Annotated in this window: 19 protein-coding genes and 2 tRNA genes; 14 read left to right on the top strand and 7 right to left on the bottom strand. The window is 51.4% G+C overall.

Going from position 1 to position 26,094, the window contains the following annotated elements:
* Window positions 1-118: 118 nt before the first annotated feature.
* From asnB to BN2684_RS11335, 3 genes are all read right to left on the bottom strand, one after another.
* A complete protein-coding gene (gene asnB / locus BN2684_RS11345; protein WP_058302553.1) occupies window positions 119-1,963 on the bottom strand; it encodes an asparagine synthase (glutamine-hydrolyzing) in 1,845 nt (614 codons plus the stop codon).
* Window positions 1,964-2,106: 143 nt separating this feature from the next.
* Complete coding sequence (locus BN2684_RS11340; protein ID WP_058302258.1) at window positions 2,107-3,807, bottom strand: histidine kinase; 1,701 nt, start codon at window positions 3,805-3,807, stop codon at window positions 2,107-2,109.
* A 21-nt stretch (window positions 3,808-3,828) separates the two neighbouring features.
* Window positions 3,829-5,349 carry a response regulator gene (locus tag BN2684_RS11335; RefSeq protein ID WP_058302257.1) on the bottom strand — a complete coding sequence of 507 codons (1,521 nt, stop codon included), beginning with the start codon at window positions 5,347-5,349 and terminating at the stop codon, window positions 3,829-3,831.
* Between the two features lie 265 nt (window positions 5,350-5,614).
* On the opposite strand from BN2684_RS11335, the gene BN2684_RS11330 reads away from it, so the two are divergent.
* The 4 genes from BN2684_RS11330 (at window position 5,615) to BN2684_RS11315 (ending at window position 11,487) form a co-directional block, all read left to right on the top strand.
* Window positions 5,615-7,324, top strand: a complete 1,710-nt coding sequence (locus BN2684_RS11330) for a type 2 periplasmic-binding domain-containing protein (protein WP_058302256.1) — start codon at window positions 5,615-5,617, stop codon at window positions 7,322-7,324.
* Window positions 7,325-7,345: 21 nt separating this feature from the next.
* Entirely contained in the window at window positions 7,346-8,236 is an 891-nt protein-coding gene (locus tag BN2684_RS11325; RefSeq protein WP_058302255.1) for an ABC transporter permease, read from the top strand.
* Between the two features lie 8 nt (window positions 8,237-8,244).
* A complete protein-coding gene (locus BN2684_RS11320; protein ID WP_392389008.1) occupies window positions 8,245-9,132 on the top strand; it encodes a carbohydrate ABC transporter permease in 888 nt (295 codons plus the stop codon).
* Window positions 9,133-9,243: 111 nt separating this feature from the next.
* On the top strand, window positions 9,244-11,487 hold the full coding sequence (locus BN2684_RS11315; protein WP_058302254.1) for an amylo-alpha-1,6-glucosidase: 2,244 nt from the start codon (window positions 9,244-9,246) through the stop codon (window positions 11,485-11,487).
* A gap of 129 nt (window positions 11,488-11,616) precedes the next feature.
* Here the strand turns inward: BN2684_RS11315 and BN2684_RS11310 are convergent, their stop codons facing one another.
* Window positions 11,617-11,817: a hypothetical protein gene (locus tag BN2684_RS11310; protein WP_058302253.1), complete on the bottom strand. Its 201-nt coding sequence runs from the start codon at window positions 11,815-11,817 to the stop codon at window positions 11,617-11,619.
* 202 nt (window positions 11,818-12,019) lie between these two features.
* Between BN2684_RS11310 and BN2684_RS11305 the strand changes: the two genes are divergently transcribed.
* The 3 genes from BN2684_RS11305 to BN2684_RS11295 all read left to right on the top strand — a co-directional run bounded on the left by BN2684_RS11305 (window position 12,020) and on the right by BN2684_RS11295 (window position 16,552).
* Window positions 12,020-12,778, top strand: a complete 759-nt coding sequence (locus BN2684_RS11305) for a DsbA family protein (protein ID WP_058302252.1) — start codon at window positions 12,020-12,022, stop codon at window positions 12,776-12,778.
* Window positions 12,779-13,178: 400 nt separating this feature from the next.
* A complete protein-coding gene (clpB, locus tag BN2684_RS11300; protein WP_058302251.1) occupies window positions 13,179-15,794 on the top strand; it encodes an ATP-dependent chaperone ClpB in 2,616 nt (871 codons plus the stop codon).
* Window positions 15,795-16,204: 410 nt separating this feature from the next.
* Window positions 16,205-16,552, top strand: a complete 348-nt coding sequence (locus BN2684_RS11295) for a hypothetical protein (protein ID WP_058302250.1) — start codon at window positions 16,205-16,207, stop codon at window positions 16,550-16,552.
* Window positions 16,553-16,748: 196 nt separating this feature from the next.
* Here the strand turns inward: BN2684_RS11295 and BN2684_RS24510 are convergent, their stop codons facing one another.
* A complete protein-coding gene (locus BN2684_RS24510) occupies window positions 16,749-16,922 on the bottom strand; it encodes a hypothetical protein (protein ID WP_159065787.1) in 174 nt (57 codons plus the stop codon).
* 334 nt (window positions 16,923-17,256) lie between these two features.
* Between BN2684_RS24510 and BN2684_RS11290 the strand changes: the two genes are divergently transcribed.
* On the top strand, window positions 17,257-18,264 hold the full coding sequence (locus BN2684_RS11290; protein WP_058302249.1) for a stalk domain-containing protein: 1,008 nt from the start codon (window positions 17,257-17,259) through the stop codon (window positions 18,262-18,264).
* A gap of 233 nt (window positions 18,265-18,497) precedes the next feature.
* Window positions 18,498-18,574, top strand: a tRNA-Arg gene (locus BN2684_RS11285).
* Window positions 18,575-19,198: 624 nt separating this feature from the next.
* Here the strand turns inward: BN2684_RS11285 and BN2684_RS11280 are convergent.
* Window positions 19,199-19,272, bottom strand: a tRNA-Gly gene (locus BN2684_RS11280).
* A gap of 166 nt (window positions 19,273-19,438) precedes the next feature.
* Here BN2684_RS11280 and BN2684_RS11275 point away from each other — a divergent pair.
* From BN2684_RS11275 to ispG, 5 genes are all read left to right on the top strand, one after another.
* Entirely contained in the window at window positions 19,439-20,401 is a 963-nt protein-coding gene (locus BN2684_RS11275) for a hypothetical protein (RefSeq protein WP_058302248.1), read from the top strand.
* Window positions 20,402-20,543: 142 nt separating this feature from the next.
* On the top strand, window positions 20,544-21,842 hold the full coding sequence (gene tig / locus BN2684_RS11270; RefSeq protein WP_058302247.1) for a trigger factor: 1,299 nt from the start codon (window positions 20,544-20,546) through the stop codon (window positions 21,840-21,842).
* A gap of 309 nt (window positions 21,843-22,151) precedes the next feature.
* Window positions 22,152-22,742, top strand: a complete 591-nt coding sequence (gene clpP / locus BN2684_RS11265) for an ATP-dependent Clp endopeptidase proteolytic subunit ClpP (RefSeq protein WP_058302246.1) — start codon at window positions 22,152-22,154, stop codon at window positions 22,740-22,742.
* 14 nt (window positions 22,743-22,756) lie between these two features.
* Entirely contained in the window at window positions 22,757-24,010 is a 1,254-nt protein-coding gene (gene clpX / locus BN2684_RS11260; RefSeq protein WP_058302245.1) for an ATP-dependent protease ATP-binding subunit ClpX, read from the top strand.
* A gap of 107 nt (window positions 24,011-24,117) precedes the next feature.
* The gene (ispG, locus tag BN2684_RS11255; protein WP_058302244.1) at window positions 24,118-25,245 is read left to right on the top strand and encodes a flavodoxin-dependent (E)-4-hydroxy-3-methylbut-2-enyl-diphosphate synthase; all 1,128 of its coding nucleotides are present in this window, start codon (window positions 24,118-24,120) and stop codon (window positions 25,243-25,245) included.
* Window positions 25,246-25,281: 36 nt separating this feature from the next.
* On the opposite strand, the gene BN2684_RS11250 is transcribed toward ispG, so the two are convergent.
* Window positions 25,282-26,043 (bottom strand): N-acetylmuramoyl-L-alanine amidase family protein, encoded by a 762-nt coding sequence (locus tag BN2684_RS11250; protein ID WP_058302243.1) that lies wholly within the window; start codon window positions 26,041-26,043, stop codon window positions 25,282-25,284.
* Between the last annotated feature and the right edge of the window lie 51 nt (window positions 26,044-26,094).

The raw sequence follows: 26,094 nt of genomic DNA, 5'->3' as shown, positions 1-26,094 counted from the left end.
CGTCGGATAGGTGCGACCTTCTCTCAGAACGAGATAAACGCCTGTGCAGGAACAGTCTGCACAGGCGTTTGTTGATGACGGACAAGTTATGAAGTTCTGGGTGCAATCCAATCCGTACTCAGACGATCCGGACCTTGTAGGTGCGCAGCCAGGTGTCCATCTGGCCGAGATAGGCGAAGAGCTGCGGGCCGCTCATCAGCTGGCCGAACCAGGGAATATGGATCGCCGTGTCGGACGATTCGGCGAGGGAGCGCACATGCTTCACGTCGATCAGGGGCAGGAGGGGCGAGGAAGCATCGCTCAGGATCTCCAGCACCCACTTTTTCACGGCGGCTGTGTACGAAGGGTTGTGGGTCTTGGGATAAGGGCTCTTCTTGCGGTACAGCACATCGTCCGGCAGCACGCCGGTGAGGGCTTTGCGCAGGATGCCCTTCTCGCGTTCGCCGGCCGTCTTGATCTCCCACGGGATGTTGAACACATAGTCGACCAGGCGGTGGTCGCAGTACGGAACCCGCACCTCCAGGCCGGCCGCCATGCTCATTCGGTCTTTGCGGTCGAGCAGAGTCGGCATGAACCGGGTGATGTTCAGGTACGACATTTCCCTCATCCGGTTCTGCTTGTCATCCTCTCCCGCGAGGCGGGGAACTTCTTCGATCGCCTGCCGGTAGCGCTCGAGCACATACTCGCGGGGGTTGATGGCCGCTGCCAGCTCGGGGTTCAACACGAAGACGCGGGTATCCATTTGGAGCGACCACGGAAAGGTTCCCGCGTTCAGTGCTTCCTCCCGGTGAAACCAAGGATAGCCGCCGAAGATTTCGTCGGCGGCTTCCCCGGAGACGGCCACCGTGGCGTGTTTCTTGATCTCGCGGCAGAAGAGCAAGAGTGAGCCGTCCACATCCGCCATGCCGGGTAGGTCGCGAGCGAAGACACCCGCCTTCAGAGCTTCCACCAGCTCCGGAGTATCGAATTCGACATTGTGATGATCGGTGCCGAGATGCGCGCTAATTCGCTTGATCCAGGGAGCGTCCGGGTTCGGCTGGAAGGCACTCGCCTGAAAGTGCTTGTCGTTGTCGACATAATCGACGGAGAAGGTCGGCACGATGCCCTGCCCTGTACTCTCGTAATAAGAGACGGCGAGGGAGGTGAGGGCGCTGGAGTCGAGCCCGCCGGACAAGAGGGTGCAGACCGGCACATCGGAGAGCAGCTGCCTCTCGAGGGTATCCTTTAGAAGCTCGCGGATGCGGGCGGCTGTCGCGTCTACGTCATCCTCATGCGGGCGGCTCTCCAGCTTCCAGTAGGCCGAGCGGGTGATTCCGTTCCGGTTCACCGTCATGCAGTGGCCCGGCTTCAGCTCATTCATCCCGCGATAGACGCCGTGGCCGGGCGTTCGCGCCGGTCCGATGGCGAATACCTCCGCCAAGCCCTCCGTGTCGACTTCCGCCGGAAAGTCCGGGTGAGCGAGGATGGCCTTCGGCTCGGACCCAAAGAGGAAGAAGTCGCCTCGATCCGCATAGAAAAGCGGCTTCACGCCGAGCCGGTCGCGAACGAGAAACAGCTCCTCGTTCTCCTCATCCCAGATCGCAAACGCGAAGATCCCGTTGAATCGGTCCACGCACGCTTTGCCCCATTCGACGAACGCGAGGAGCAGCACTTCGGTGTCGCAATTGGTGCGGAAGCGGTGGCCCCGGGACTCCAGCTCTCTCTTAAGCTCCGGCGCATTGTACAGCTCTCCGTTATAAACCACGATGCAGTCCTTGTCGCCCTTCGGCCGGATCATCGGCTGCGCGCCGTTCTCCGGGTCCATGACGCTGAGCCTCCGGTGGCCGAAGGCGCAATGGGGACTGATCCAAACGCCGTCGGCATCCGGACCGCGTGGTGCCAGCGTCTCCGTCATCGCGGCCATGATGTCAGGGAACCGGGTCAAATCGCGCTGCCAATCCACCCATCCCGTGATTCCGCACATGAGCTTCATTCCTTTCCGCCAAGCTGATTTTTCCATGAAAACAGCCGTAAACCTCCGAATCGGGCGTCTCGGCGGTTCTGCTCTTTAACGTATGCGGAAATTGGGCGAAACTTGTCTGTCCCATCGGGCGTGAGGCACGATTCTTATTCATAGGGAATGGTAAGCAGAACCTGTGTTCCGTGTCCGATCCTGCTGATGATCGTCAGTCCGTATGGCTCGCCGTACATTAAGACAGCTCGATCATTCACATTTTTCAGTCCATACCCTTTGGATTGAGATTTCAGCAGGAGGGCAAGTCGTTCTTGCTCGATCCCCACTCCATTGTCCGTTACCTGAAAAACGAGGCATCTGTCTTCTTTCTTGCCGGAGAGCTGGATGCATCCGCCACCGTCTTCCCGGTTTTCGATTCCGTGAATAATCGCATTCTCGATCAAGGGCTGAAGCATTAAATTGGGCATACGGCAAGATAGAATGGACTCTTCAATCTCGTAGTCCACCTTGAAGCTGTTGCTATGCATGATCAGCTGGATCGTCGTATAGGATTGCACATTAAGGATTTCGTCCGAAACGAGAATCAGATTCTCGCTCTTATTGAGAGTCGTTCGGTAGAAGGTCGATAAGAGCTGCGCCATTTCGCTAATATCCGTCGCATGAATTCGAATGGCTCTCCAATTGATGAGGGAGAGAGAGTTGTATAGAAAATGAGGATTAATCTGGGCCTGCAAAGCCTTCATCTCCGCTTCCTTGCGAGCAATCTCCCCCACATAGATGGTATCAATGAGATTCTTGGTGTTTTCCACCATATAGCCAAACCCTCTGATCAGGTCTCCAATCTCATCCTTGGATTCGCTGAAAACCTTGATTTCCAAATTTCCTTCTCCGACGACCTTCATGTTTTTGTGCAGGCGGTGAATAGGCAGCATGATTTTACGAGAAAAAAGGGTGCCCGCGATAGCTACGGCGATCATGCAGGCTGCAATCATCAGCAGGACGGTCAAAGCAATCCACCATGCGGAATTCGTGATCAATCTTGTCGGCTTAAACAAATAGACCTTCCATCCCGTAATCGGGATAGCCGATTCCAGCACGGTGTATTTCTTTCCCTTTCCATGCAGATCATCGAAGGTCTTCTCCCCAACCGGAGGAGTCCGTTTTTTCTCCATGGCTTCCGAAGTATAAATGAAATGTCCGGTTGTGTCGGTGATAACGATCTCCGCTCCCTGAGCGTGAAGGGATTCAAACGTCTTGAACAGTCCAGGGTAGTCCACATGCATCAATAAAATATTATCCTTGGGTTCACTTTGTTTCGTGCTGAGGATTCGACGGACACTGAAAAGGCTGGTATCTTCGGTAAACCATAGGATATCGACCGACTTCATGATAAGGGGGTACCAAGAGGTTCCCTTTACGTCCGAGATCGGAATCACGGTGGTTCCATGCTGCGGCAAATTGGTTCCCGTGTACAAAATGATTTGTTCCACACCCGGATTGAAATAGCGAGCCGTAAAAAAACTCGGGTCGATGACGTTATTTAACTGATCGTACATATCATAAGCGCTGGTATACGTGGTGTTGGACGCATACACGATCTCCTGGTTGAAGCTTAGAAAGTTAATCAATTTATTATAAACGTCCAGTTGGTTGTTCACCGTCTGCACGCTTTGATTTAATGCGGCCTTTAAATCGGCTTTTGACTGCTGCATTAACAGGGAGCGGGTTTCGAAGAAGCAAAAGCTCCCGAGAACAAGAACCGGAATCATACTGACCAGCAAAAACGAAAGCTTGATTTTGGTTTGAAATCGAAGGTCGCCGATCTTCTGTTGATAAGCCCGCCACGCTTGCATGCTGTTCCTCCCAGGCTGCGATTATTTCGGATGGAATTGTCGGAATTTCTCAGGAGTTTGTCCGAAGAAATCTCGGTAATTCTGGCAAAAATAAGATACATTTTGAAACCCGACCTGATAGCAGATATCCGAAACCTTAAGATGGGTTTGCTCCAGCATGTCTCTCGCTTTGTTCATGCGAACGTTTTTAATGTACTTATTCAAGCCGCAACCCGTGTTTTTCTTGAAAATGGAGCTCAAATAATGAGGGGACAAATGCACCTTGGCGGCAAGCAGCTCCAAACTCAAATCCTCTCCATAATGATCCTCTATGTATTGCTTTACGGCGGCGATATCGCGACTTAGGAATTCCGAATTGCTATGCTCCTGTTCAAGACGAGCAATCCCTGTGATCATGATTTCGTGGATTTCCTTCAGCTCTTCGGACAGGTAGATGGTTTCGATTCCTCGGCGCCATTCGCTTTCGGATAGGGGGGCGGCATGCGATGAGATTTCCTGATACAAGGTGGCAAACATATGCTTGACGTACAATTGAGAGAACTGAACTTGCTTCGAGTATTTTTGATACAACAGATCCGAATTTGCTCGAAGACTGAACAGGTCCCGTTCCTTCAAATTGAGCTTGATTTGCTGGATAAGATCGTTATCCGATAAATCGGGCAGCAGCTCATCGGAACCATAACCGACCGTGGTCTTATCAAACAGGTAATGATCCGGCGTGAAAAATCGGTATTCCATCAGTTGATCCAATTGGACCACCGCGGCATTTAGCTCCTGTGGCTTTGTTGGCTCTTCATGGACAGCGAGATAGCCATTTACTCTATATTTTTCAAGTATCTTGTCGTGTATAATCATGCCTAGCTCCCGAGACGAACAAGAAGCGCTTGTTTGAAGGTTGGGGAACAACAGCAGGCTTTGACAACCGTTTAAGTTTAAATAATCAACGGGGCCTTTTACGATGGACAAGATAAAATCCTCAAATTCCGGTTCGGCATTTTCAAAAAAGTTCTTCTCAAATTCTAGTAAAATCATTCCTTGATAATGATCGGGAAGCTCCAAGGAGGCATCCTTCATAGAAGTCGGGATCCCCAAGCCGTTCACCAGTTGAAATAGCACATGCTTTCTCACATATCCTTGTATAATCCGTGATGCGATCGTTTCCTGTTTTTGTTCGGTGAGTTGGAGCATTACTTTTTGCATGATGGTTTGAAAAGCTTCCACATTGATCGGCTTTAGAAGATAATCAGACACGCCGAGAGAGATGGCTCTTTTTGCATATTCGAATTCGGCGAAGCCGCTAAACAGAATGACCTTCAATTCGGGCTGAAGGGCCAATGCCTTCATCGTCAGCTGCAAGCCATCCATGATCGGCATTCGAACATCCGTGAAGAGGATGTCAATAGACTGCCGTTCCAGTACCTCGAGAGCTTTACGGCCGTTTTCTGCGGTCTCGATCTGGAGGGAAAAGCCTAATTCGTGAATGAGAAATTCAATGCCTTCTCGCTCTTCTCTTTGGTCATCTGCGATTAATATGGTCAACACAACAGTCGCCCTCTCCTTGCATGAGAATCCATTCCTGACAGTTTTTTATTGTACCATGTTTTCGCTGAGCTCATTGTGCAAGCTGGACGTTTTTGCGCAAATGAGGTAAATATTTGTGCAAAGCTTAATATATTTGCATTTACGATCAAAAGAAGAGAGTCCTACAATAGAGAAGCATACTGATTGCGCTTTCAAAGCAAGCCGGCGCTTTGGAACCGTAAATCTGAACCATGGGCCTTACCTACATGTTAAGGGGGAAATTTGGATGTCTTCTAAGCTAGCAAAGTCCTGCTCCATTCTATTGATGGCAGCTTTAGCCGTTTCCATTACAGGCTGTACGAGTTCCAAAGAAAGCGCCAAGGATGACGGTCCTAATTTAAATGATTCGTCATGGAAGGAAGCCATGGCAAAGCCCTATGTGGCGTATCCTGAAACCGTTACCTACACGGTTGGACAGATTGCCTCCAACTTCTCTCAGCTTGCGGGAACACCGTATGAGAAGGACAATGCGAGCGATAACGTGTGGACGAGATATTTGAAAAACAAGCTCAACGTGGAAGCAAAAGCGGCGTTTGATGCGAATGACGGCACGGACTATAACCAGAAGGTTTCGATGGCCATTGTAGGCGGCACGATTCCGGATATTATGGTGGTCCCCGACAAAGCGACTCTGCAGCAGCTCTACGAGAATGATCTCATTGCGGATCTGACAGACGTTTATAAGAATTGTGCCAGCGACCGAATCAAGGAGATCTACGACTCCTATAACGGGCAGGTTTTGGATGCCGCAACTTTTGACGGAAAGCTGATGGCGCTGCCGACGACCGAAATCTCTCATGGCCCCGGCGTGCTGTGGCTGCGAAAAGACTGGATGGATAAATTGGGACTCGCCGAGCCCAAAACGATGGATGATGTGGAGAACATCATCACCCAGTTTATTAAACAGGATCCCGGTGGCAACGGAGCCGGAAAAACGGTCGGTCTGGTTGTCGACAATGAGAACATTGCCGGTGTCTCGGGCGGTCAATATGAAGTGAACAATATCTTCGCTCTGTATAACGCATTCCCGAAGCAGTGGATGAAGGATGAAAAAGGCAAGGCGGTGTACGGGTCGGTGCAGCCCGAAATGAAGCCAGCTCTTACTAAGATCGCGGATATGTACAAGAAAGGGTTGATCGACCGGCAGTTTGCCGTCCGTACCGCCGACGACCGAAAAGCTCTGCTTACCAGCGGAAAGAGCGGCTCGTTCATGGACAACTGGTGGGGAAGCTGGACGGTGGCCGATACGCTTAAACTGAATCCGGATGCCAAGTGGGTTTCTTATGTGGCTCCGCAATCGGAGGACGGCTCCGTCACCATGTTTACCGGCAATCCGGCTAGCAGCTACCTTGTCGTTCGAAAAGGGTATGAGCATCCGGAAGCGGCAATCAAGATCGCTAGCCTTCAGTTCGATTATCAGCGGTATGAAGAAAAGGACGCAGACGTCTTGAAGGTATTCGAGGACTACAGCAGCAAAGGCGTTGGGGGAACCCCGCTTGCGATTAATATCGATTATTATGACGCCTTCTATCGCAATGTCGGGATTATGGAGGAAGCCCTCCAAACCGGAGACAGCAGCAAGCTGCTCAGCAGCTTCGAGAAAAATTCCTATGTCTCGTACAAGAAATACCTGGATAGCCTAAAGAACGGAGAAAAGCCCGATTCGCTCTCCTGGGCTGGGTATACCTCAAGCATTACGACCGCCAACTTGGTCAAGAATTCCAAGATCAAGGAAGTGAATCCTGTCTTTTTCGGAACGACTCCCTCCATGGCGTTGAAGTGGCCGACCTTGACGAAGATGGAGCTGGAAATGTACTTGAAGATCATTACGGGAGAGCAATCCCCGGATGCATTTGATAGCTTCGTGAGCAGCTGGAAGAAAGCCGGCGGCGATGAAATCACGAAGGAAGTCAACGAAGCAATCGCATCCAAATGATGCTGAAAGAGATGGTTCTTGATGAACAATAAGAAGGATCAGGTTGCCTTCCACCTCATGCTCGCGCCGAGCCTACTCTTTTTGATTATCTTCACGTTCATCCCCATGTTCGGCATTGCGATGGCGTTCCAAAAATACATTCCGGCTAAAGGCATCAGCGGATCGCCATGGGTGGGATTAGACAATTTCAAATTCATGTTTCAAATTCCCGACAGCAAGCAGATCTTAATCAACACGGTGGTTATTGCCGTCTGGAAAATTATTGTAGGGACGTTTGTATCCATTGTGTTCGCTTTACTGCTGAATGAAATTCGCGTTCGCATGGCCAAGAAGTTTATGCAGACCGTCGTTTACCTGCCGAATTTTCTGTCCTGGGCCGTACTCGCTACCGTCGTCATGAACATCTTCTCTTTCGAAGGTCCCGTGAACACCTTTTTGGGATGGCTTGGCTTCGATCCGATTTTATTTATGGCCAGCAATGACTGGTTCAGACCCATGCTGGTACTAACCGATGTATGGAAAGGCTTTGGCTACGGCTCGATCATCTATTTGGCCTCACTAACGTCAATTGATCCCGGGCTTTATGAGGCGTCCTCCATCGACGGGGCCAATCGATTCAAACAGCTGTGGTATATCACGCTCCCTGGCTTAATGCCAACCATCCTGCTGGTGACAACCTTAAATCTGCCCAATGTGCTCAACGCTGGGTTTGACCAGATTTTCAATCTTTATAATCCTTTGGTTTACGCAACATCCGATATTATCGACACCTATGTATACCGAGTGGGCCTGGTCGAGAGGCAATACAGCTTGGGAACGGCAGTAGGACTCCTGCGGTCGGTTGTCGGAATCGTTCTCATTCTGTCCGCCAATAAGTTGGCTCAAAAATTGACAGATTATCGGATTTTCTGAAAAAGAAGGTGTTTTCCATTCACGATCATTCCATTAAGAGCCGAATTGCGGACATCATCATCTGGGTGTTGGTACTCACCCTCACGTTGTCCTGTCTCATTCCTTTGATGAATCTGGTTGCGATTTCGTTCAGTGACAACGCAGCGGCTTCCGCGAACATGGTAAGCATTTATCCCGTTCATTTTACGTTAAGCTCTTATGACAAACTGTTATCGGATAGCCAGTTTTGGCGCTCCTTCCTGATCTCGGTGGAACGGGTTGTTCTTGGCTTGTTCGTCAACATGGCGCTGATGATTCTCGCCGCCTATCCGTTGTCCAAGAGCTCGAAGCAGTTCCGGGCGCAGAAGGTATACATGAATCTCGTGATATTCGCGATGCTGTTCTCCGGCGGGCTCATCCCAACCTTCATGGTCGTCAAAGAGCTTAACCTTCTGGATTCCATCTGGGCCTTGATTCTTCCGGGAGCCGTACCGATCGGCAATGTCATCTTATTGATGAATGCATTCCGTGGCGTACCGAAATCGTTAGAGGAAGCCGCGACGATTGATGGCGCTTCGCAATGGAGAATCCTCTCCACCATCTTCGTGCCGGTCGTACTGCCCACCCTTGCTACGGTCATGCTGTTCACGATTGTCGGACATTGGAATGACTACTTCGGCGCTTTGGTCTATATCAACAAAGCTTCAAATTATCCTTTGCAGACATATATCCAGCAGCTTAGCGTAGATTTGCAGAATATTACGGATCCTCAGAAGCTTATCGAATATTCCAAGATCTCGAACCGGACGCTGAACGCAGCCAAAATTGTTGTCTCCACGCTGCCGCTGCTCCTCATTTACCCGTTCATGCAAAAGTATTTCGTTACAGGAATAGTCGTAGGTTCTGTGAAAGAGTAATGGATAGGAGATAACCAAATCTATCGGCTTGGGGGCTGCGCGATGCTCGTTTTGTGCAGCCCCTTATGCTTAAATGAGGATAATGAATGATGCTTTGGGAGGAATACAATCGTGAATCAATCCACTCATTATGCCAAGCTGCAATCCGAGATTTTGGATGAAATGAAGGTATTCGTGCCGCGCGAGGACAATCGGGCAATCTCCTTCACGAATAAGGAAGCCGCGTATTACTATACGCAATCCCATCTGAACGATCATGTGGAGCATGCCTTTTTTGAAGGGCTGAACATCTCGAAAAATCGGATTTTTAGCGGCTACACTTTATTTGCAGATCATCGGAAGCTGGATAATCAAGAGGCTGAAGTGTGCGTGTATCCTTATAAAATGGTGCGCGTGCATGGAAGCATGACGGAAGAGCTGTGGATGCTTGACTATAAAAATGTGCTGGCGATTGGTCTTTCGGGCGCTCAGGAAACAATCGGGATCGAGCTGAAGGGAGAAGCGCTCCGCTCATTAAGCCTACATGAAAGCATTGCTTTTTTTCGCTCAATCGAAGGCGATTGGGTGATTGCTGTAGGGGCGGCAAGCCATCAGCCGGTAGAGTGCAAGGACCGCATTGTATATGCCGATGCTGCTGCCGGCGGCTTTTATATTGCGGTAGCCAAAACGGCCGCTGAAGCGGGACAATGGATTCGGGATTCGAGACGAGACATCACCTCGCTGAAAAATGAGCGAGTGAAGCGAATGGAGAGTTTCTTGCAGGAGAATGTACCGATTACCAGCAGTAGCGACTCACTCCCCTTGGCTTTGAATTGGCTGAACCTTACCATGGACCAATTGGTAACGAGACAGCAGGGAGACGGGATTTATGCCGGCCTGCCTTGGTTCAATGAGTATTGGGGACGAGACCAATTTATTGCTCTTCCAGGGGCCGTATTGGTCACTGGGCAATTCGAAACAGCTAAACAGATCCTGCTGTCCTTTGCCAAATTTCAGAATACCGATGAAACATCCAAATTCTTCGGCAGGGTACCCAATATTCTTGCTATGGAGAATGTGGACTATCACACAACCGACGGCACCCCGCGCTTTATTATCCAATTGCAGGATTACGTCAAGTATTCGGGTGATACGGCTATCATTACCGAGCTTTATCCGGCGGTGCAAGCCAGCATCGAAGGCTCTATTAAGCATTGGGTGGATGAGAAGGGCTACCTGATGCATGATGATAACGAAACCTGGATGGACGCGCGCGATGCCAATCACAAGTCCTACTCTCCCAGAGATACCCGAGCGAATGACATTCAAGCTCTGTGGTACCATCAGCTCCGGGCCGGCGTTTACTTTGCCGAGTACATGAACGACACGAACAGCGTGATGAAATGGAGCCATATTGCTGACAAACTCAAACGGAACTTCGATGAGGATTATCGGGATCAAGCGCATACCTATCTAGCGGACCGGCTGAACGCGAAGGATGAGCCGGAATTCTCCCTACGACCGAATCAGCTGTTTGCCTTGGATATGATCGATGATGAGTTCTTTAAATGGAAGGCTACTCGAACGGCATGGGAAGAACTCGTTTATCCTTGGGGAGTCGCTTCCTTGGATCGGAAGCATCCGTTTTTCCATCCCTATCACTTGACCAGCCAGTATCATAAGGATGAAGCCTACCACAATGGCGCGGTTTGGCTTTGGTTAAATGGGATCGCCATGCAGCGGATGATCGAAGCCGGACAGGAAGAAACGGCATATACCCTTTTCAAGAATATGAACGAGCAAGCCTTGAATCGGGGAGTAGTCGGCGGACTGAGCGAGAATATGGATGCTTACCCGCAGGAAGGCCAATCCTGGGCCAAGCTGACGGGAGCTTACCTGCAAGCCTGGTCTAATGCCGAGCAGCTGCGCGTGTGGTATCAATATTTTATCGGCATCCGCCCGGATTTGATCAATCGTTCGCTCGTGCTGGCTCCTCGAATTCCCGCGGAGATCGAGGACTTACAAGCTCGTGTGAAGGTTGGAAATGGGACGATCGACGTAACCTATCAAGCAGCCGAAACCGAACAAACGTATCTATACAGCTTTAAAGGGATGGAACTTACAGTAACGATTGATATGGCTCCTTTTGAGGTCCTGCAAGTGGAAGTGGAATCGGACTCCGAATTGCGGATCACCCGGACAGAACAGGTAGTGATAGCTACGTTGAGCGATAAAACGGGCAGCATTATCAAAGAGATGATTGCAGCCCAAGTGTCCTTGCGTGTCGAACAGCAAATGAAGGCTGATCAGATCTTTCGGAATGTGAAGTTTGCTGAGCCGCTGGGGTTGGAGAATCACCCGGTCATGAACCGATGAGCCGTTCCGAATAAATAGAAAGACACCTCTTCGTGGGGAAAGTGAAGGGTTGAGCTTCACTCCCCTTCACAGAAGAGGTGTTTTCTTGTTTTCGCCTGATTCGCCTGAAAGGAGATCTACCATTCAGGATCAAAGAATATGAAATTCGCAGTCTCTGCGAGAATAATCGATCCCGTTTACTCTCACCCAATCCGGGTCAAATCGTTCTACCATACCGGGATAGACGAGAGTGACCTGATTGCGGTGCTGAAGGACGAGAACCTTCCAATCCAGAAGGGCGGCGGCAAAAAGCTCGGAATCGGTTACGAGCAGATGAGGAGAAGAATGCATGACGGACCTCCAAAATAACCTTTGTTTTACCCTATTCTAGCGGAGTCGAAACAAAAAAAGAACCATTTTGGTGAATTATTCACAAATTAGAGACGAGCTGTCGGAATATTTCACGGGATACCGGGACCGGAATCGCTAGCTAGGCGGGAGCAAATCGTGATATGATCGGACATGGAAAAAGAATGGGAAGGGGAGTGGGCGGGTGGCCCGCAATCAAAAACGGACATCGACGAACGGAAAATGGTTTATCCCGCTGTTTCTGGGAGGACTGGTGGTTCTTCTGGGGGTGCTGATCTTTTTAAACCGATATACGGAATCGCAGGACAAACAGGCTCAAGCGGATCTCCTCAAGGACATGCCCAACTGGACGCAGATTCGGGGAGACATCGACACTTCGAAAGGGATCGAATACGACAAGCAACCCTCTCTCGGCAGTCCCGATGCGAAGGTGAAGGTTGTGGAAGTGGCGGATTTCAAGTGTCCGGCCTGCATGAAATGGTCGACCGGAGATATGAAGCTGTTTAAGGAGAAGTACATCGATACGGGCAAGGTTCAGTTCTTTTTCATGAATTATCCGTTCATCGACCGGGATTCCATCCTCGCAGCGAGCGCCGGCGAAGCGCTCTTCCATCAAAGCAACGAGGCCTTCTGGCAATTCGCGGACAAGCTGTATGAGCAGCAAGGAGACGAGGAGACGATTTGGGCGACCCGCGATTTCCTGAGCGACTTCGTCAAGAAGAATGTGACGGGGATCGATTATGACAAGTTCGCGGAGGATTTCAAGAACGATACGTACATGCTCGACGTGAAATTGGATTACAAAGTCGGCGGCAGCCTCGGAGTTAACGGAACCCCGCAGTTTTTCATAAATGGCGTTCATCAGGCTGCGCCTCAAAAAGGGGAAACCCGAACAACCTATGAACGGCTTACGGAAGCCGTTGAGGCCGAATTGGCTAAGTGATCGAGAAGCTGTAGGAGTATGTATAGATAGAGCGAATGGATTCAGGCCGGAGCCGAAGGGCTTCGGCTTTATTGCGTTCCTGTTTTCCGCGAAGTCGCCGGAACCGATTCTAAAAGCATGCGTATAAAAGTCAAAAAAGGTCAAACGGCTTGTCCAGCCAACTTCGACGAGAAGATTGTGCCGAATTGGCCAACAATAAGCTGGAAATCGCCTGTAAGCGGCTTTGTTTCAGCTGGATGATTCTTCTATAATGGATACGAAAGGTCAGTCAAGGTCAAATGATCGGGAGGCTGATGGATAATCCTGCTTGCTGATACCCAAATGATATCGATCGGAACTCCCGCAAGAGCAGGAATGAGAAGGTAGCTCGATTACGAGCAAACCCCAGGAGGGAATGGATATGGACTTCAACAAATACACCCAAAAGCTTCAGGAAGCCGTCGCTGCCGCTCAGTCTGCCGCCGCATCGGGCGGACACCCGGAGATTGACAGCCTTCATCTGCTCAAGGCTCTCCTCGTTCAGAATGATGGGCTGCTTCCCCGCTTGCTGCAAAAGTTGGAGGTATCGCCGGCTGAAACCGCTCGTAAGACCGATATACTGCTCGGTCGCAAGCCGCAAGTGAATGGCTCCGGAGCGGAATCGGTCCGCCGGTACGCCTCCGCTTCGCTGATCCGCGTTCTTGAACGGGCGGAGAAGGAAGCGGCGGACATGAACGACGAGTACGTCGCCGTCGAGCATGCCGTGCTCGCCATGCTTGGCGAGTCGGCCGTCGACAACCGGGAGCTGCATGATCTGTTTGCTGAGCAAGGCATCACTCGCCGCAAGCTGTTGACCGCACTCGGTGACATTCGCGGCCATCAGCGAGTGACCAGCCGGGAGCCCGAAGCCACCTACGAGGTGCTGGAAAAGTACGGGCGCGATCTGGTCGCGGAGGTTCGGGCCGGCAAGGTGGACCCGGTCATCGGGCGCGACAGTGAAATTCGCCGCGTCATCCGCATCCTCTCCCGCAAGACGAAGAACAATCCGGTTCTGATTGGTGAGCCTGGAGTCGGGAAAACCGCCATCGTGGAAGGGCTGGCTCACCGAATCGTGAGGAGAGACGTGCCCGAGGGCTTGAAGGACAAAACGATCTTCTCGCTTGATCTGTCCGCGCTTGTGGCAGGGGCGAAGTATCGCGGGGAGTTTGAGGAACGGCTGCAGGCCGTATTGAAAGAGATACGGGAGAGCGACGGCCGCATCATCCTGTTCATCGACGAACTTCACACCATCGTCGGAGCCGGGAAAACCGAAGGCGCGATGGACGCCGGGAATATGCTGAAGCCGATGCTCGCTCGTGGGGAACTGCACTGCATTGGGGCGACGACACTCGATGAATACCGCACCTATATCGAGAAGGACCCTGCTCTTGAGCGCCGGTTCCAGCAGGTGCTGGTCGTCGAGCCGGATGTGGAGGATACCATCTCCATTCTTCGCGGCCTGAAAGAACGCTTCGAGGTTCATCACGGCGTCAAGATTCACGACAACGCCTTGGTCGCCGCAGGCGTACTGTCCAACCGCTACATCACCGACCGCTTCTTGCCGGATAAAGCGATCGATCTCGTGGACGAAGCCTGCGCGATGATCCGCACGGAGATCGACTCGATGCCGGCTGAGATGGATGAAGTGACGCGGCGGATGATGCAGATGGAGATCGAGGAGGCCGCGCTGAAGAAGGAGACCGACGAAGCGAGCAAGCGCCGCCTCGAGGCGCTGCAGCGGGAGCTGGCGGACTTGAAGGAGAAGCATCTCGGCATGAAGGCCCGCTGGGAGAAGGAGAAATCCGCCATCCAGGGTGTTCGCGGCATCAAGCAAAGGCTGGAGCAGGCCCGCAAGAATCTGGCCGACGCGGAAGATCGTTATGATCTGGAAAAGTCTGCAGAGCTGAGTTATGGCATCATTCCCGGACTGGAAAAGGAGCTGAAGCAAGCTGAGGAAGCCGTCCAGCAGGAACAGGACAATCGGCTGTTGCGCGAGGCCGTGACGGAGGAGGAGATTGCCGATATCGTCTCCAAATGGACGGGAATCCCGGTCAGCCGCCTTGTCGAAGGCGAACGCGATAAGCTGCTGAAGCTGGATGAGCATCTTCACGAGCGCGTGATCGGCCAGGATGAGGCAGTGAGCCTCGTGGCGGATGCGGTGCTCCGGGCTCGGGCAGGCATCAAAGACCCGAACCGACCGATCGGGTCCTTCCTGTTCCTCGGACCGACCGGAGTCGGCAAGACGGAGCTGGCCAAAGCGCTGTCCGCCGCCCTCTTCGACCGCGAAGAGAACATGATCCGCATCGACATGTCCGAGTATATGGAGAAGCACAGTGTATCCCGGCTGGTCGGTGCGCCTCCCGGATATATCGGGTACGAGGAAGGCGGTCAATTGACCGAGGCGGTCCGCCGCCAGCCTTATTCGGTTGTCTTGCTGGATGAGGTGGAGAAGGCTCATCCCGATGTGTTCAACATCCTGCTGCAGCTGCTCGATGACGGTCGTTTGACCGATTCCCAAGGGCGCGTCGTCAACTTCAAGAATACGATCATCATCATGACGTCGAACATCGGCTCCGCTTTCCTGATCCAAGGAGCCGATGCATCCGGGCAGATTCCGGAGGAATCGCGGGAGCTGGTCATGCGCGAGCTTCAGGCGCGGTTCCGGCCGGAATTGCTCAATCGCATCGATGACATCGTGATGTTCAAGCCGCTTAGCTTGAATGAGATCGAACAGATCGTCGGCAAGCTTGTGGAGCAGCTGGATGCCCGCCTTGCGGACCGGCAGATCCGGCTCATCCTCGAAGACAGCGCGCGCCGCTTTATCGCGGAAGAGGGCTTTGATCCGGTCTATGGAGCACGGCCGCTCAAACGGTTTATTCAGCGGCATTTAGAAACCCGAGTCGCCCGCGCGTTGATTGCCGGTGAAGCCGCAGAGGGTTCGACTTTGCTGGTCGGAGTGAAAGACGGCGCACTCACCGTGGACATCGAGAAGAGCTAAGCCGAGTCGGTAATGTCGAATAAGGAAGCGCGATGAGCAGAGCGGTCCAGACTCCGGGCGTTTACGTTTCCGCAGGATAGCCTTTGGAGGCAAACAAAGCTTCTGTCGATGCGATCAATGAACAACCAATTGCCGGTGTCTTCGGTGTGTTGAAAATGATCGAAATTTGACACGGATTATTATTGAAGCGAATAGTAAAATAAGGGAGTCTCGCTATCTTCTCGTAGAATAATCAAACCATGAGAATTTAGCGGGACTTTTGCTTATAACAGGTGGGTAGACGAAAGATATATGTAAGCGCGTAGGTAGAATTACCTGCGAGTTTGCATGATGAGATATCCAGGTTAGATAGTGGGGACTACCCAGTGCCGAAATATGCAATTGATCATGAATTTTAGCGAGGTGTAAATATGACAAAAATACTTGTGTTAGTGGAACGGGACAGTAATCATAACAAGTACTTGCCAATCATTAAAAAAACAACCAACCTAGGACTTTCTGAAATTAAAAATAGAATTGATCACGATATCCCAATTTTAGAGACGGTTTTGTTTAAAGATGAAGATGGGGATGAAAGACTAAAGGAACTAATAAATGGACTGACGAAATTAGCGGCAAGGGTAAAACTGTTTGATGGAGAAATAGATCAAAATCATGAAGTCACCATCGATTATTTAATGAATAGGTTTGACAGGTTCAGTGAAATCCAACAGCAAAATGAAAGGATAGATGATTTCATGAATGGTGATGATGTCTAATTCGTTGGGGCTACCCAGTGCCGAGTGAATCCACTATTCAGCCAATAACACGTATAAACCAGGTGCGGCACATGAAAGGGAGGAACGGCGTTAATAGACCGTAGGAATTGGAGGAGAGGCTTGCAGGAGAACATCATTCGGGGTGAAATGAAAAAAGCCACTCGCGAGGAGCAGCCGGAAGTGATTGTACTTTCAATTACTCGATGATTTCCAACTTCTCTAAGATTTTGATCGTCGTCAGCGCCGACAATTCTATGGAGAGCTTGAGCGTTTCGGTTACTAACTCTCGATTCTGAAACCGTTTCTCGTTCTGTTCAAAAACTTCTTCCGTTGCTTCGGCAATGAGCGCTTGAATTTGTTCTTTGTTCATCAAGAATACCTCCTTCAGAAATTAGAGTGACACCCTATATTTCGACAAGTACGAGTTTTTTTTTAACAGGGTCTCGCTGAAATCAATTCGTCTTGTTCGGTCCTAGAGGGTTGTGCAGTAAATAACAATGCTGCCTTACCGTTGCGAAAGAACTACCAGCGATGCTAGAAAACCATTGTTGGTTGGGACGATTTAGGTATTCACTACGACAAATTACGACCAATGATGGAGGGCTTTTGGAGGGATTTGATGATAAATGTCATAGACTGGGGGAAGAGACAAACCTATTATGAGGGGGTGTGAACTACATACTAATTCAGTCGGAGGTAGTAATATGAAAAGAAGGACTACGGTTTCCTTGGCTCTGATGCTTTCAGTCTTCATGGTAGTATTCACGGCAATTCCTGCATTTGCTTCAGCGGTTCCCACGGAGAAGTACACCTACTCCTTGTCTGGTGAAACCGGTAATCAGACGAAAAAAATCGAACTTGAAGACTATGATGATAACCAAACGTTTCGAGATATTCTTGCCGAACAGAACTATAAAATTGTTCTCGTAAAAGATGGCGCTGAAATCAAATTTACTCCCAAGGAAAAAATGCGTGCGGTCGTAAGCTACTATACGGTTGATGGGAGCTACGGCGGCGCTCTGACTTGGACAATCGATGGTTCCGAATATATGGGAAGCGAACTTGAGGCGAATAAAACCGCAACCGTAAAGCTTAACAAGAGATACGGCGGCTATACTTGTGACCTTTATTACGTATTTAGCTTTGGCAATGGGGACAATACCACGAAAATCATTTACACCGTTTCCGCTGGCACAGGCGCATCGACTTCAGAACCCGCTGAACCTACTACGCCCACAGAGCCTAGTAAGCCCACTGAGCCGGCTACGACGCCTGTTGTAAAACCGCTAGAAACGGCAACGGCCACTCCTTCCGTATCGAAGGTTCTCGTGAACGGCAAGCAAGTTTCTTTTGAAGCCTATAGCATTAACAATAGCACCTATTTTAAGCTTCGGGACATTGCTAAGGCCGTAAACGGGACCGATAAGAACTTTGAAGTGGGCTGGGACGGCGAGCATAATGCCATTAGTCTGACATCGGGGGAAGCTTATACCGCTGTAGGAGGAGAGTTGGCGGTATCTGCCAATCTCAAAGCGAAGAAGGCAACCTTATCGACTGCTAAAGTTTACCTGGATGATGAGGAAATTAAACTGACCGCCTATACCATTGGCGGAAACAACTACTTCAAGCTTCGCGATCTCGCGCAAGAGCTTGGCTTTACGATCACCTTTGATTCGAAAACGAACACGATCGGCATCGGTTCAAGCAATTAAAATGATGCGATAGAAATATCATTTTTCGTGAGTGGCTTGTGAGTCGATTTTGGGCTCGCAAGCCACTTGTTTTTTATTATCGGTGAAGTAATGCTTAACGAAACGGAAGCTTGACACATTAGGCTGTTTCCATTAGTATAAGTCTAGTTCGGGCAAGTGAAGCAAAATGCCTAAGCTTGAGGCACGGGTTTGAGACGCTTCACCCGTCGCAACTTATTAGCCATTATCAAATTGTCCCAGTAGCTCAGTTGGATAGAGCACACGCCTTCTAAGCGTGTTGTCGGGGGTTCGAATCCCTCCTGGGACGCCATTTCCATAAAACGGATCATGCTTGAACTCTACATATAGTTTGCAAACAAACAGGGAGCCTTTCGTAGGCTCCCTGTTTGTTTGCTGACCAACTCTCCGACCAAGGAATCGGCTTTCACTCAGCGATCCGCTGCTGAACGGAAAATAGATGATTGCCCCGGTGTAAACACCCAGTACAGTGCCGTCCTTGTGCATACCCTATATCATCATTTGTGTGGGGAGATGGGATGACATGGGGTATGTTGCAGGCGGTTCTTTTGGAAAGATGTCCGCGTTTGTACTGGTTTTATTCATTTTGTTAGTGATTATTCTGCTGATCCCTGTTTGCTAATTGGGTAAGAGGCCTTGAATAGCAGACAGATAAAGTTGCGTTGAAGTTCAGCCCAAGAAGTTGGGAATGGAGCATCCTTACTAGTTCGGCAGAACGCAAGATTCTCCCCCACGCCTTCAGGTGATGGGGATTTTTTTTAGCGGCGATACATAGGATAGACCTCATGGCATCATGCTTATTGTTATAACCATGTAGTGACGAACCAAGTTGAGTCTGCAGTGAGGTATTGGATTCCATCTTCCGGAATAAATAGAAAAAAGCCCTGATTTCACAAGGCTTTGAGCTGTATAAGTCTGGAGCGGGTGATGGGAATCGAACCCACGCCTCAAGCTTGGGAAGCTGGCGTTCTACCATTGAACTACACCCGCGAATTTCTAAGCGAAACAGGAATATCATAGCACAATCCCCTGCACATAATCAACCAGAAATTTTTACGGTGTATAGATCTTTAGGAATCTTTGCATTTTGCCGCACAAACCGCTACCATCTTTCTAGGATATGCTTGCTGGCATTAGGCTTCCGGCAAGAAATGAGGTGAGGACTATCGCAGACGGAAGGAAAGAAGGCGGGGATACGGCCCCGTCCCAAGGCAAGCTGGATAATGTCATCCTGTTTCCTCGGACCGTGGATTATTATCAAATCGAGCTGACGAAGCTCTTGGAGACGGAACGCTACCAGGAGGCTGCCGAGCTTCTTCGATTTCTTCTAAAGGTCGACAGCGGCGATCCCCGCAATCATGAGGAATGGGAAACCTTGCTTGACTGGATTACCACCATTATGAACGAAGCGGACGACGGAGCCGGAGTCATCAGCCAAGAAGACGAGGGGGACGTCACGGAGGAAGAGTTGCTGCGCAAGGAGACCGAACGCAAAAAGGCAGCGGATGAAGGCTATGTATCGCGCCTTCTTGAAGCGCTGACCTCTGCGAGCTCTCCCGATCAAATTCTGCTCTCACTCGGACAGCTTACCTATGTACAGCATCCGGATATCGAACCCGCGATGGTTCGGTGGCTGGAGAGCACACGGCTCCACCCTTATCTGCTGTTTAAGGCTTTGCAGACCCTGAAAAGGCGCGGAGCGTCCGGCCCCGTTTCCATCCCTTATCAAGGGGAGACGCGCCAATTGGAGATTGAGGACACGCCGCTTGGGATCTGGGATTTCCCGGAGGCGATCACCATGATTCTTCGACGGGTGCAAGAGCAGTGCGAGATCAGCGAGCCGGCGCTCGGCTTTTTTGCAGAGGAGACTTGGGCGGAGTTTCTCGCATTTGTCTATGCATCGCCGCTCTTCAACCGCTTGGCCGAGCTGGAGGAGCGAAGCAGAGACGCGTGGTCAGCCGCGCTTCACGGGTCGCTTCGGAAAGCCATGGAGAACGGAGCGGAGGATCGGGACATGCTAGTCCTCTACGCCGTGACGGAAGCACAGAACATGGAATACAAGCAGGCCGGACAGGCGCTGGATGCGTTTATGCGGCTGCAAAGTCGGCCTTTGGCCTAGCGGTTGGCAAAAAAATGCGGGTTCTCCCGCTTTTTGAATTTCTCCTGTCTTGAAATGGCAGAGGGATATGTTTATAATGGAATGGTTAAAGACCAAAGTGAATACCGAACGCAGGTACATTTTTTGGAGGGGAAAGCATAAAATGAAAGCAAGCTGGGAAAAAATAGAGAAGAATCAAGGCGTACTGACCGTTGAAGTCGAAGCGGATCGCGTTGCCGTAGCTTTAGACAAAGCATTTAAGAAAGTTGCTCCGAAAGTATCCATTCCAGGCTTCCGCAAAGGCAAGGTTCCGCGGGCGATGTTCGAATCTCGCTACGGAGTAGAAAGCCTGTACCAAGACGCTCTCGACATTCTGCTTCCGGAAGTATACGTGGAAGCGATTGAAGAAACGAAGATCGACCCGGTCGACCGTCCGGAGATCGACGTTCAAGAGATGGCGAAGGGACAAGCCCTTAAGTTCACCGCCAAAGTTACGGTGAAGCCGGAAGTTGAACTCGGCGAGTACAAAGGCATCGAAGTGGAAGAAAGGGCTGCGGACGTAACGGCAGAAGAAGTCGAAGCCGAACTGAAGCGCCTGCAAGAACGCCATGCTGAGCTGGTCGTTGCAGAAGAAGGCGAAGAAGCGAAGAATGGCGATATCGCCATCCTCGATTTCGAAGGGTTTGTCGACGGAGTCGCTTTCGAAGGCGGCAAAGCCGAAAAGCATTCCCTGGAGCTTGGATCCGGAAGCTTCATCCCGGGCTTCGAAGAACAAGTCGTCGGCATGAAGAAGAACGAAGAGAAGGACGTCAACGTAACGTTCCCGGAAGAATACCACTCCGAAGACCTCAAAGGCAAAGCAGCCATCTTCAAGGTTCTGCTTCATGACCTCAAGCGCAAGAACCTGCCGGAGCTTGACGACGAGTTCGCCAAGGACGTCAGCGAGTTCGATACGCTTGACGAGTACAAAGCCGACATCGAGAAGAACCTGAAGGAACAGAAGGAACAAAACAATAAGAGTGACAAAGAAAACGCCGTTGTCGCCAAGGTAGCCGAGAACGCCCAAGTGGAAATTCCGGAGATCATGGTGGAGAACGAAGTGGATAACATGTTCAAGGAATTTGCCAACCGCCTGCAAAGCCAAGGCATGAACATGGAGCTGTACACCCAATTCACCGGTCAAACGGAAGAAGTCCTGAAGGGCCAAATGCGTGAAGAGGCTGAGCGTCGCGTCCGCAGCAACCTGGTTCTGGAAGCCGTAGCAAAAGTCGAAGCGATCGAAGCGAGCGACGAAGATCTGGAAGCGGAACTGAGCCGCATGGCGGACATGTACCAACGCAGCATCGAAGAAATTCGTTCGATCTTCACGGCAAACGGAATGCTGGACAGCATCAAGACGGATTTGGCGATCCGCAAGACGGTTGACTTCCTGGTGGAAAACAGCAAGTCGGTTGTAGCCTAAGGAGGAATCCTTACTCAATTGAATCACTTTCGGGGTTTCGGTTGAGGCCCTTACGGGAAAGGCGTCGCTAATCGGCGCCTTTCTTTCAAAGAGAGAGGTTTTCACCCGGTCCTTTGTTTATTTGGAGGGACATCGGGTAAGAATGACAGAGGCATCTAAACATGGTAAGATGAAGGTGTGAAGTCGCCAAAATTCGGAATATCAGAGAGGGAGAGAGATCTCCTGTCACCTCGATATTCCGTGGGCATTCGCTCGGCGAAGCAAGATGCCGAATGACGTTATCCTGGTATGAAGGGGTTGCTGTCGGATATGAGTCTGATTCCTATGGTTGTGGAACAAGAGGCCCGCGGCGAGCGGTCCTACGACATTTATTCACGTCTCTTGAAAGACCGGATTATCTTTATCGGGGACGCCATTGACGACAATGTCGCCAATTTGGTCATCGCGCAGCTGCTGTTCTTGCAAGCCTCCGATCCCGAGAAGGATATCAGCCTGTACATTAATTCCCCGGGCGGCTCGGTAACGGCCGGCATGGGGATTTATGACACCATGCAATTTATTAAGCCGGACGTATCGACGATTTGTGTGGGAATGGCCGCCAGTATGGCGTCTCTGCTCCTCACGGCCGGTGCGAAAGGCAAGCGCTATGCACTCCCGAACAGCGAAGTGATGATTCACCAGCCTCTCGGCGGCGTGCGCGGCCAGGCAACCGATATCAAGATTCACGCGGACTGGATCATCAAGACGAAACAGAAGCTCAACCAGATCTATGTCACACATACGGGTCAGCCCTATGAGAAGATTGATCGGGATACCGATCGCGACAACTTCATGTCTGCTGAGGATGCCAAGGCTTACGGGTTGATCGATGAGGTCATCACCCGAACAGAGTCAGTTTAACAAGGGGTGATCCAATGTTTAAGTTTAACGAAGAGAAAGGCCAGCTGAAGTGCTCGTTCTGCGGCAAGTCCCAAGATCAAGTGCGCAAGCTGGTAGCAGGACCTGGCGTCTACATCTGCGACGAGTGCATTGAGCTCTGCACCGAAATCGTAGAGGAAGAGCTTGGTCACGACGAAGAGCTCGATTTGAAGGATGTTCCGAAACCGAAGGATATCCGAAACATACTCGATCAGTATGTAATCGGGCAGGATACCGCCAAGAAGTCCCTGTCCGTTGCTGTATACAATCACTACAAGCGCATCAATACTCAGGGCAACAAGGATGAAGTGGAGCTTGCGAAGAGCAATATTCTTCTGCTAGGCCCTACGGGCAGCGGAAAGACGCTCCTTGCCCAGACGCTTGCAAAGATCCTCAACGTTCCCTTCGCGATTGCTGACGCCACTTCCCTTACGGAAGCTGGCTATGTCGGGGAGGATGTTGAGAACATTCTGCTCAAGCTGATTCAAGCCGCCGATTACGATGTAGAGAAGGCCGAACGCGGCATCATCTACATCGACGAAATCGATAAGGTTGCCCGCAAGTCGGAGAACCCGTCGATTACGCGCGATGTTTCCGGCGAAGGCGTGCAGCAGGCTTTGCTGAAGATTCTGGAAGGTACGGTCGCTTCGGTTCCCCCGCAAGGCGGACGGAAGCATCCGCATCAGGAGTTCATTCAGATCGACACGACGAATATTCTGTTCATCGTCGGCGGTGCATTTGACGGACTCGAATCGATCATCAAGCGCCGGATTGGCAAGAAGGTAATCGGCTTCGGCACGGACGGTCACAAAGCCGATCTAAAGCCGGGGGAATACCTCTCGATGGTTCTTCCGGAGGACTTGCTCAAATTCGGGCTGATTCCCGAATTCGTCGGACGGATTCCGGTCATCTCCACCCTGGAGCCGCTCGATGAAACGGCGCTTGTTCGCATCCTGACCGAGCCGAAGAACGCGCTCGTGAAGCAGTATCAAAAGCTGCTGGAGATGGATAACGTGAGCCTGGAGTTCACGGCGGAAGCGCTCGACTGCATTGCCAAGGAAGCGATCAAGCGGAACACCGGCGCTCGCGGTCTTCGTGCCATCATCGAGAGCATCATGCTCGACGTGATGTTCGATGTGCCGTCCCGCACCGACGTCTCCAAATGCGTCGTGACGAAAGAAACGGTGCAGGAGAAGGTTTCTCCGCTCATCACCACCAAGGATACGAAGAAAAAGGAAGAGAGCGCGTAACGGCGCTTTCCTCACCATAACAAGCCATTCGCACCCTCCGTTTCGGTTCAGACCCTTCACACGGGCCTCCGGAGCGGAGGATGTTTGGCATAAGGGGAGATGGACCCATGTTTCATCGCAAGGATACGTTGCCTGTCAAGGTCGGAGGACTCACGATCGGCGGCAGCGACCAAGTTGTGATTCAAAGCATGTGCACAACCAAGACGGCGGATGTCGAAGCGACGGTCGCCGAGATTCTTCGGCTGGAAGAAGCGGGCTGCCAGCTGGTTCGCGTGACCGTGAACAACGAAGAAGCGGCGGAAGCGATCAAGGAGATCAAGAAGCGGATCCACATTCCGCTCGTTTCGGATATCCATTTTGATTATCGGCTGGCCCTGAAAGCCATTGAGAACGGAATCGACAAGGTGAGGATCAATCCGGGGAATATTGGCAAGCGGGAAAAGGTCGAGGCGGTGGTGAAAGCGTGCAAGGAACGCGGGATTCCGATCCGGATCGGAGTCAATGCCGGTTCCTTGGAGAAGCATCTCCTGGACAAGTATGGGTATCCCACGGCGGATGCCATGGTCGAAAGCGCTTTGTTTCACATCGGGATTTTGGAGGAGCTGGATTTTCACGATATCATCGTCTCTCTTAAAGCCTCCGACGTTCCGATGGCCATCGAAGCCTACACCAAAGCGGCGTCTGCCTTTCGTTATCCGCTTCACCTCGGCATTACAGAGTCGGGAACGCTCTTCTCGGGAACCATCAAGAGCTCTGCCGGTCTTGGCGCTCTGCTCTCGCTTGGAATCGGTTCGACAGTTCGCGTCTCATTAAGTGCCGATCCGGTAGAAGAGGTCAAGGTTGCGAGAGAGCTGCTGAAGGTGTTCGGCCTCGTCTCCGACGCGCCAACGCTCATCTCCTGCCCAACCTGCGGGAGGCTCGATATCGACCTGTTCGCCATTGCTAACGAGGTGGAGGCGTACCTCGCCAACATCCGGGTGCCGATCAAGGTGTCGGTGCTTGGCTGCGCGGTCAATGGTCCGGGAGAAGCCCGCGAAGCGGATATCGGCATCGCCGGAGCGCGTGGAGAAGGCATGCTGTTCCGATATGGTGAAATGATTCGCAAGGTTCCGGAAGCGGAGCTGGTAACGGAGCTCAAACGCGAGATTGACAAGATCGTGAAGGAATACGAAGAGACCGGAGAAATCTCCGGCAGGCGGCACGGCAAAGAAGCCGCCGCATCTGCTCAATCGTAATTAATCACAGAACCCGAGAGCGTTCTTTGTGATCTTTTAAGGAGAGGGCGCCGGCGACTCCTTAGGCATGGAATCGGGCAAACAGCGCTCAAGCATCAAATAGTCGGCTATCGCGGAAGCTAACGCTTCTGCGATTTTTTTTTGTTCGGCGGGATCGGTCAGCTTGCGGCGATCCGAAGCATTTGAAAGGAAGCCCATTTCCACGATGACGGTTGGCGCATCGATTCGCCTGAGCAAATAATACGTTTTTCCGGGGAAGGGGGTATTGCTAGTCCCCGCATTGCGGTTTAGAGCGTCTTGCAGAACGCGGGCTAGCAGGTGACTCTTCGGATTGTTCGGCTGGTAGAGGACGATGGGACCGAGGCGCTTCGGGTTCCGCGTCCAATTCACGTGGAGGCTCACAACGGCAGATGGCTCCAAAACCGTCGTTAAGCCATATCGCTGACCCAAGTCGCGTAGATGGCGGGAACGGGCTCCCTGCCAACGGTTTTCTTCACTTAGCGCATAGTCTCCGCTGCGATTCAGAACGCAGTCGACTTTCCGAGCGATCAATTCCTTGCGGAGCAGGAGAGCTACCTTCAGATTGATGTCCTTCTCCAGAATATCCCCCTCAAACGTCCCGCCGTCGATTCCCCCGTGGCCCGCATCGAGAAGCACATCCGCGGAAGGCAGATGCGGATCTCCTGTTGAAGGAAGAGTCTCCGTCTGGGTAGGGGATAGGAGAGCATGTGTGGCGTTACCCGCGAATAACGAGGCAAATGCAAGTACGAATGAACAGAGCACAGACCTAAAGAGCATATGGGTTCCTCCTTACTGGAATCAAGAACGGCCAACCCCCTCGGTCGGCTG

Origin of the sequence: Gorillibacterium timonense, assembly GCF_001457415.1 — a bacterium.
GTDB lineage: Bacteria > Bacillota > Bacilli > Paenibacillales > NBRC-103111 > Gorillibacterium > Gorillibacterium timonense.
The sequence above is the reverse complement of the archived record's forward strand: the minus strand, read 5'-3'. Positions and strand labels throughout refer to the sequence as shown.

What these genes read in the sequence shown, in the direction of transcription:
- BN2684_RS11310 (WP_058302253.1), bottom strand. Translation starts at nt 11,817, where the DNA reads ATGCATTCTTCTCCTCATCTGCTCGTAACCGATTCCGAGCTTTTTGCC.
- BN2684_RS11325 (WP_058302255.1), top strand. Translation starts at nt 7,346, where the DNA reads ATGAACAATAAGAAGGATCAGGTTGCCTTCCACCTCATGCTCGCGCCG.
- BN2684_RS11295 (WP_058302250.1), top strand. Translation starts at nt 16,205, where the DNA reads ATGACAAAAATACTTGTGTTAGTGGAACGGGACAGTAATCATAACAAG.
- BN2684_RS11330 (WP_058302256.1), top strand. Translation starts at nt 5,615, where the DNA reads ATGTCTTCTAAGCTAGCAAAGTCCTGCTCCATTCTATTGATGGCAGCT.
- clpB (WP_058302251.1), top strand. Translation starts at nt 13,179, where the DNA reads ATGGACTTCAACAAATACACCCAAAAGCTTCAGGAAGCCGTCGCTGCC.
- tig (WP_058302247.1), top strand. Translation starts at nt 20,544, where the DNA reads ATGAAAGCAAGCTGGGAAAAAATAGAGAAGAATCAAGGCGTACTGACC.
- BN2684_RS11290 (WP_058302249.1), top strand. Translation starts at nt 17,257, where the DNA reads ATGAAAAGAAGGACTACGGTTTCCTTGGCTCTGATGCTTTCAGTCTTC.
- BN2684_RS11250 (WP_058302243.1), bottom strand. Translation starts at nt 26,043, where the DNA reads ATGCTCTTTAGGTCTGTGCTCTGTTCATTCGTACTTGCATTTGCCTCG.
- BN2684_RS11340 (WP_058302258.1), bottom strand. Translation starts at nt 3,807, where the DNA reads ATGCAAGCGTGGCGGGCTTATCAACAGAAGATCGGCGACCTTCGATTT.
- ispG (WP_058302244.1), top strand. Translation starts at nt 24,118, where the DNA reads ATGTTTCATCGCAAGGATACGTTGCCTGTCAAGGTCGGAGGACTCACG.
- BN2684_RS24510 (WP_159065787.1), bottom strand. Translation starts at nt 16,922, where the DNA reads ATGAACAAAGAACAAATTCAAGCGCTCATTGCCGAAGCAACGGAAGAA.
- clpX (WP_058302245.1), top strand. Translation starts at nt 22,757, where the DNA reads ATGTTTAAGTTTAACGAAGAGAAAGGCCAGCTGAAGTGCTCGTTCTGC.
- asnB (WP_058302553.1), bottom strand. Translation starts at nt 1,963, where the DNA reads ATGTGCGGAATCACGGGATGGGTGGATTGGCAGCGCGATTTGACCCGG.
- clpP (WP_058302246.1), top strand. Translation starts at nt 22,152, where the DNA reads ATGAGTCTGATTCCTATGGTTGTGGAACAAGAGGCCCGCGGCGAGCGG.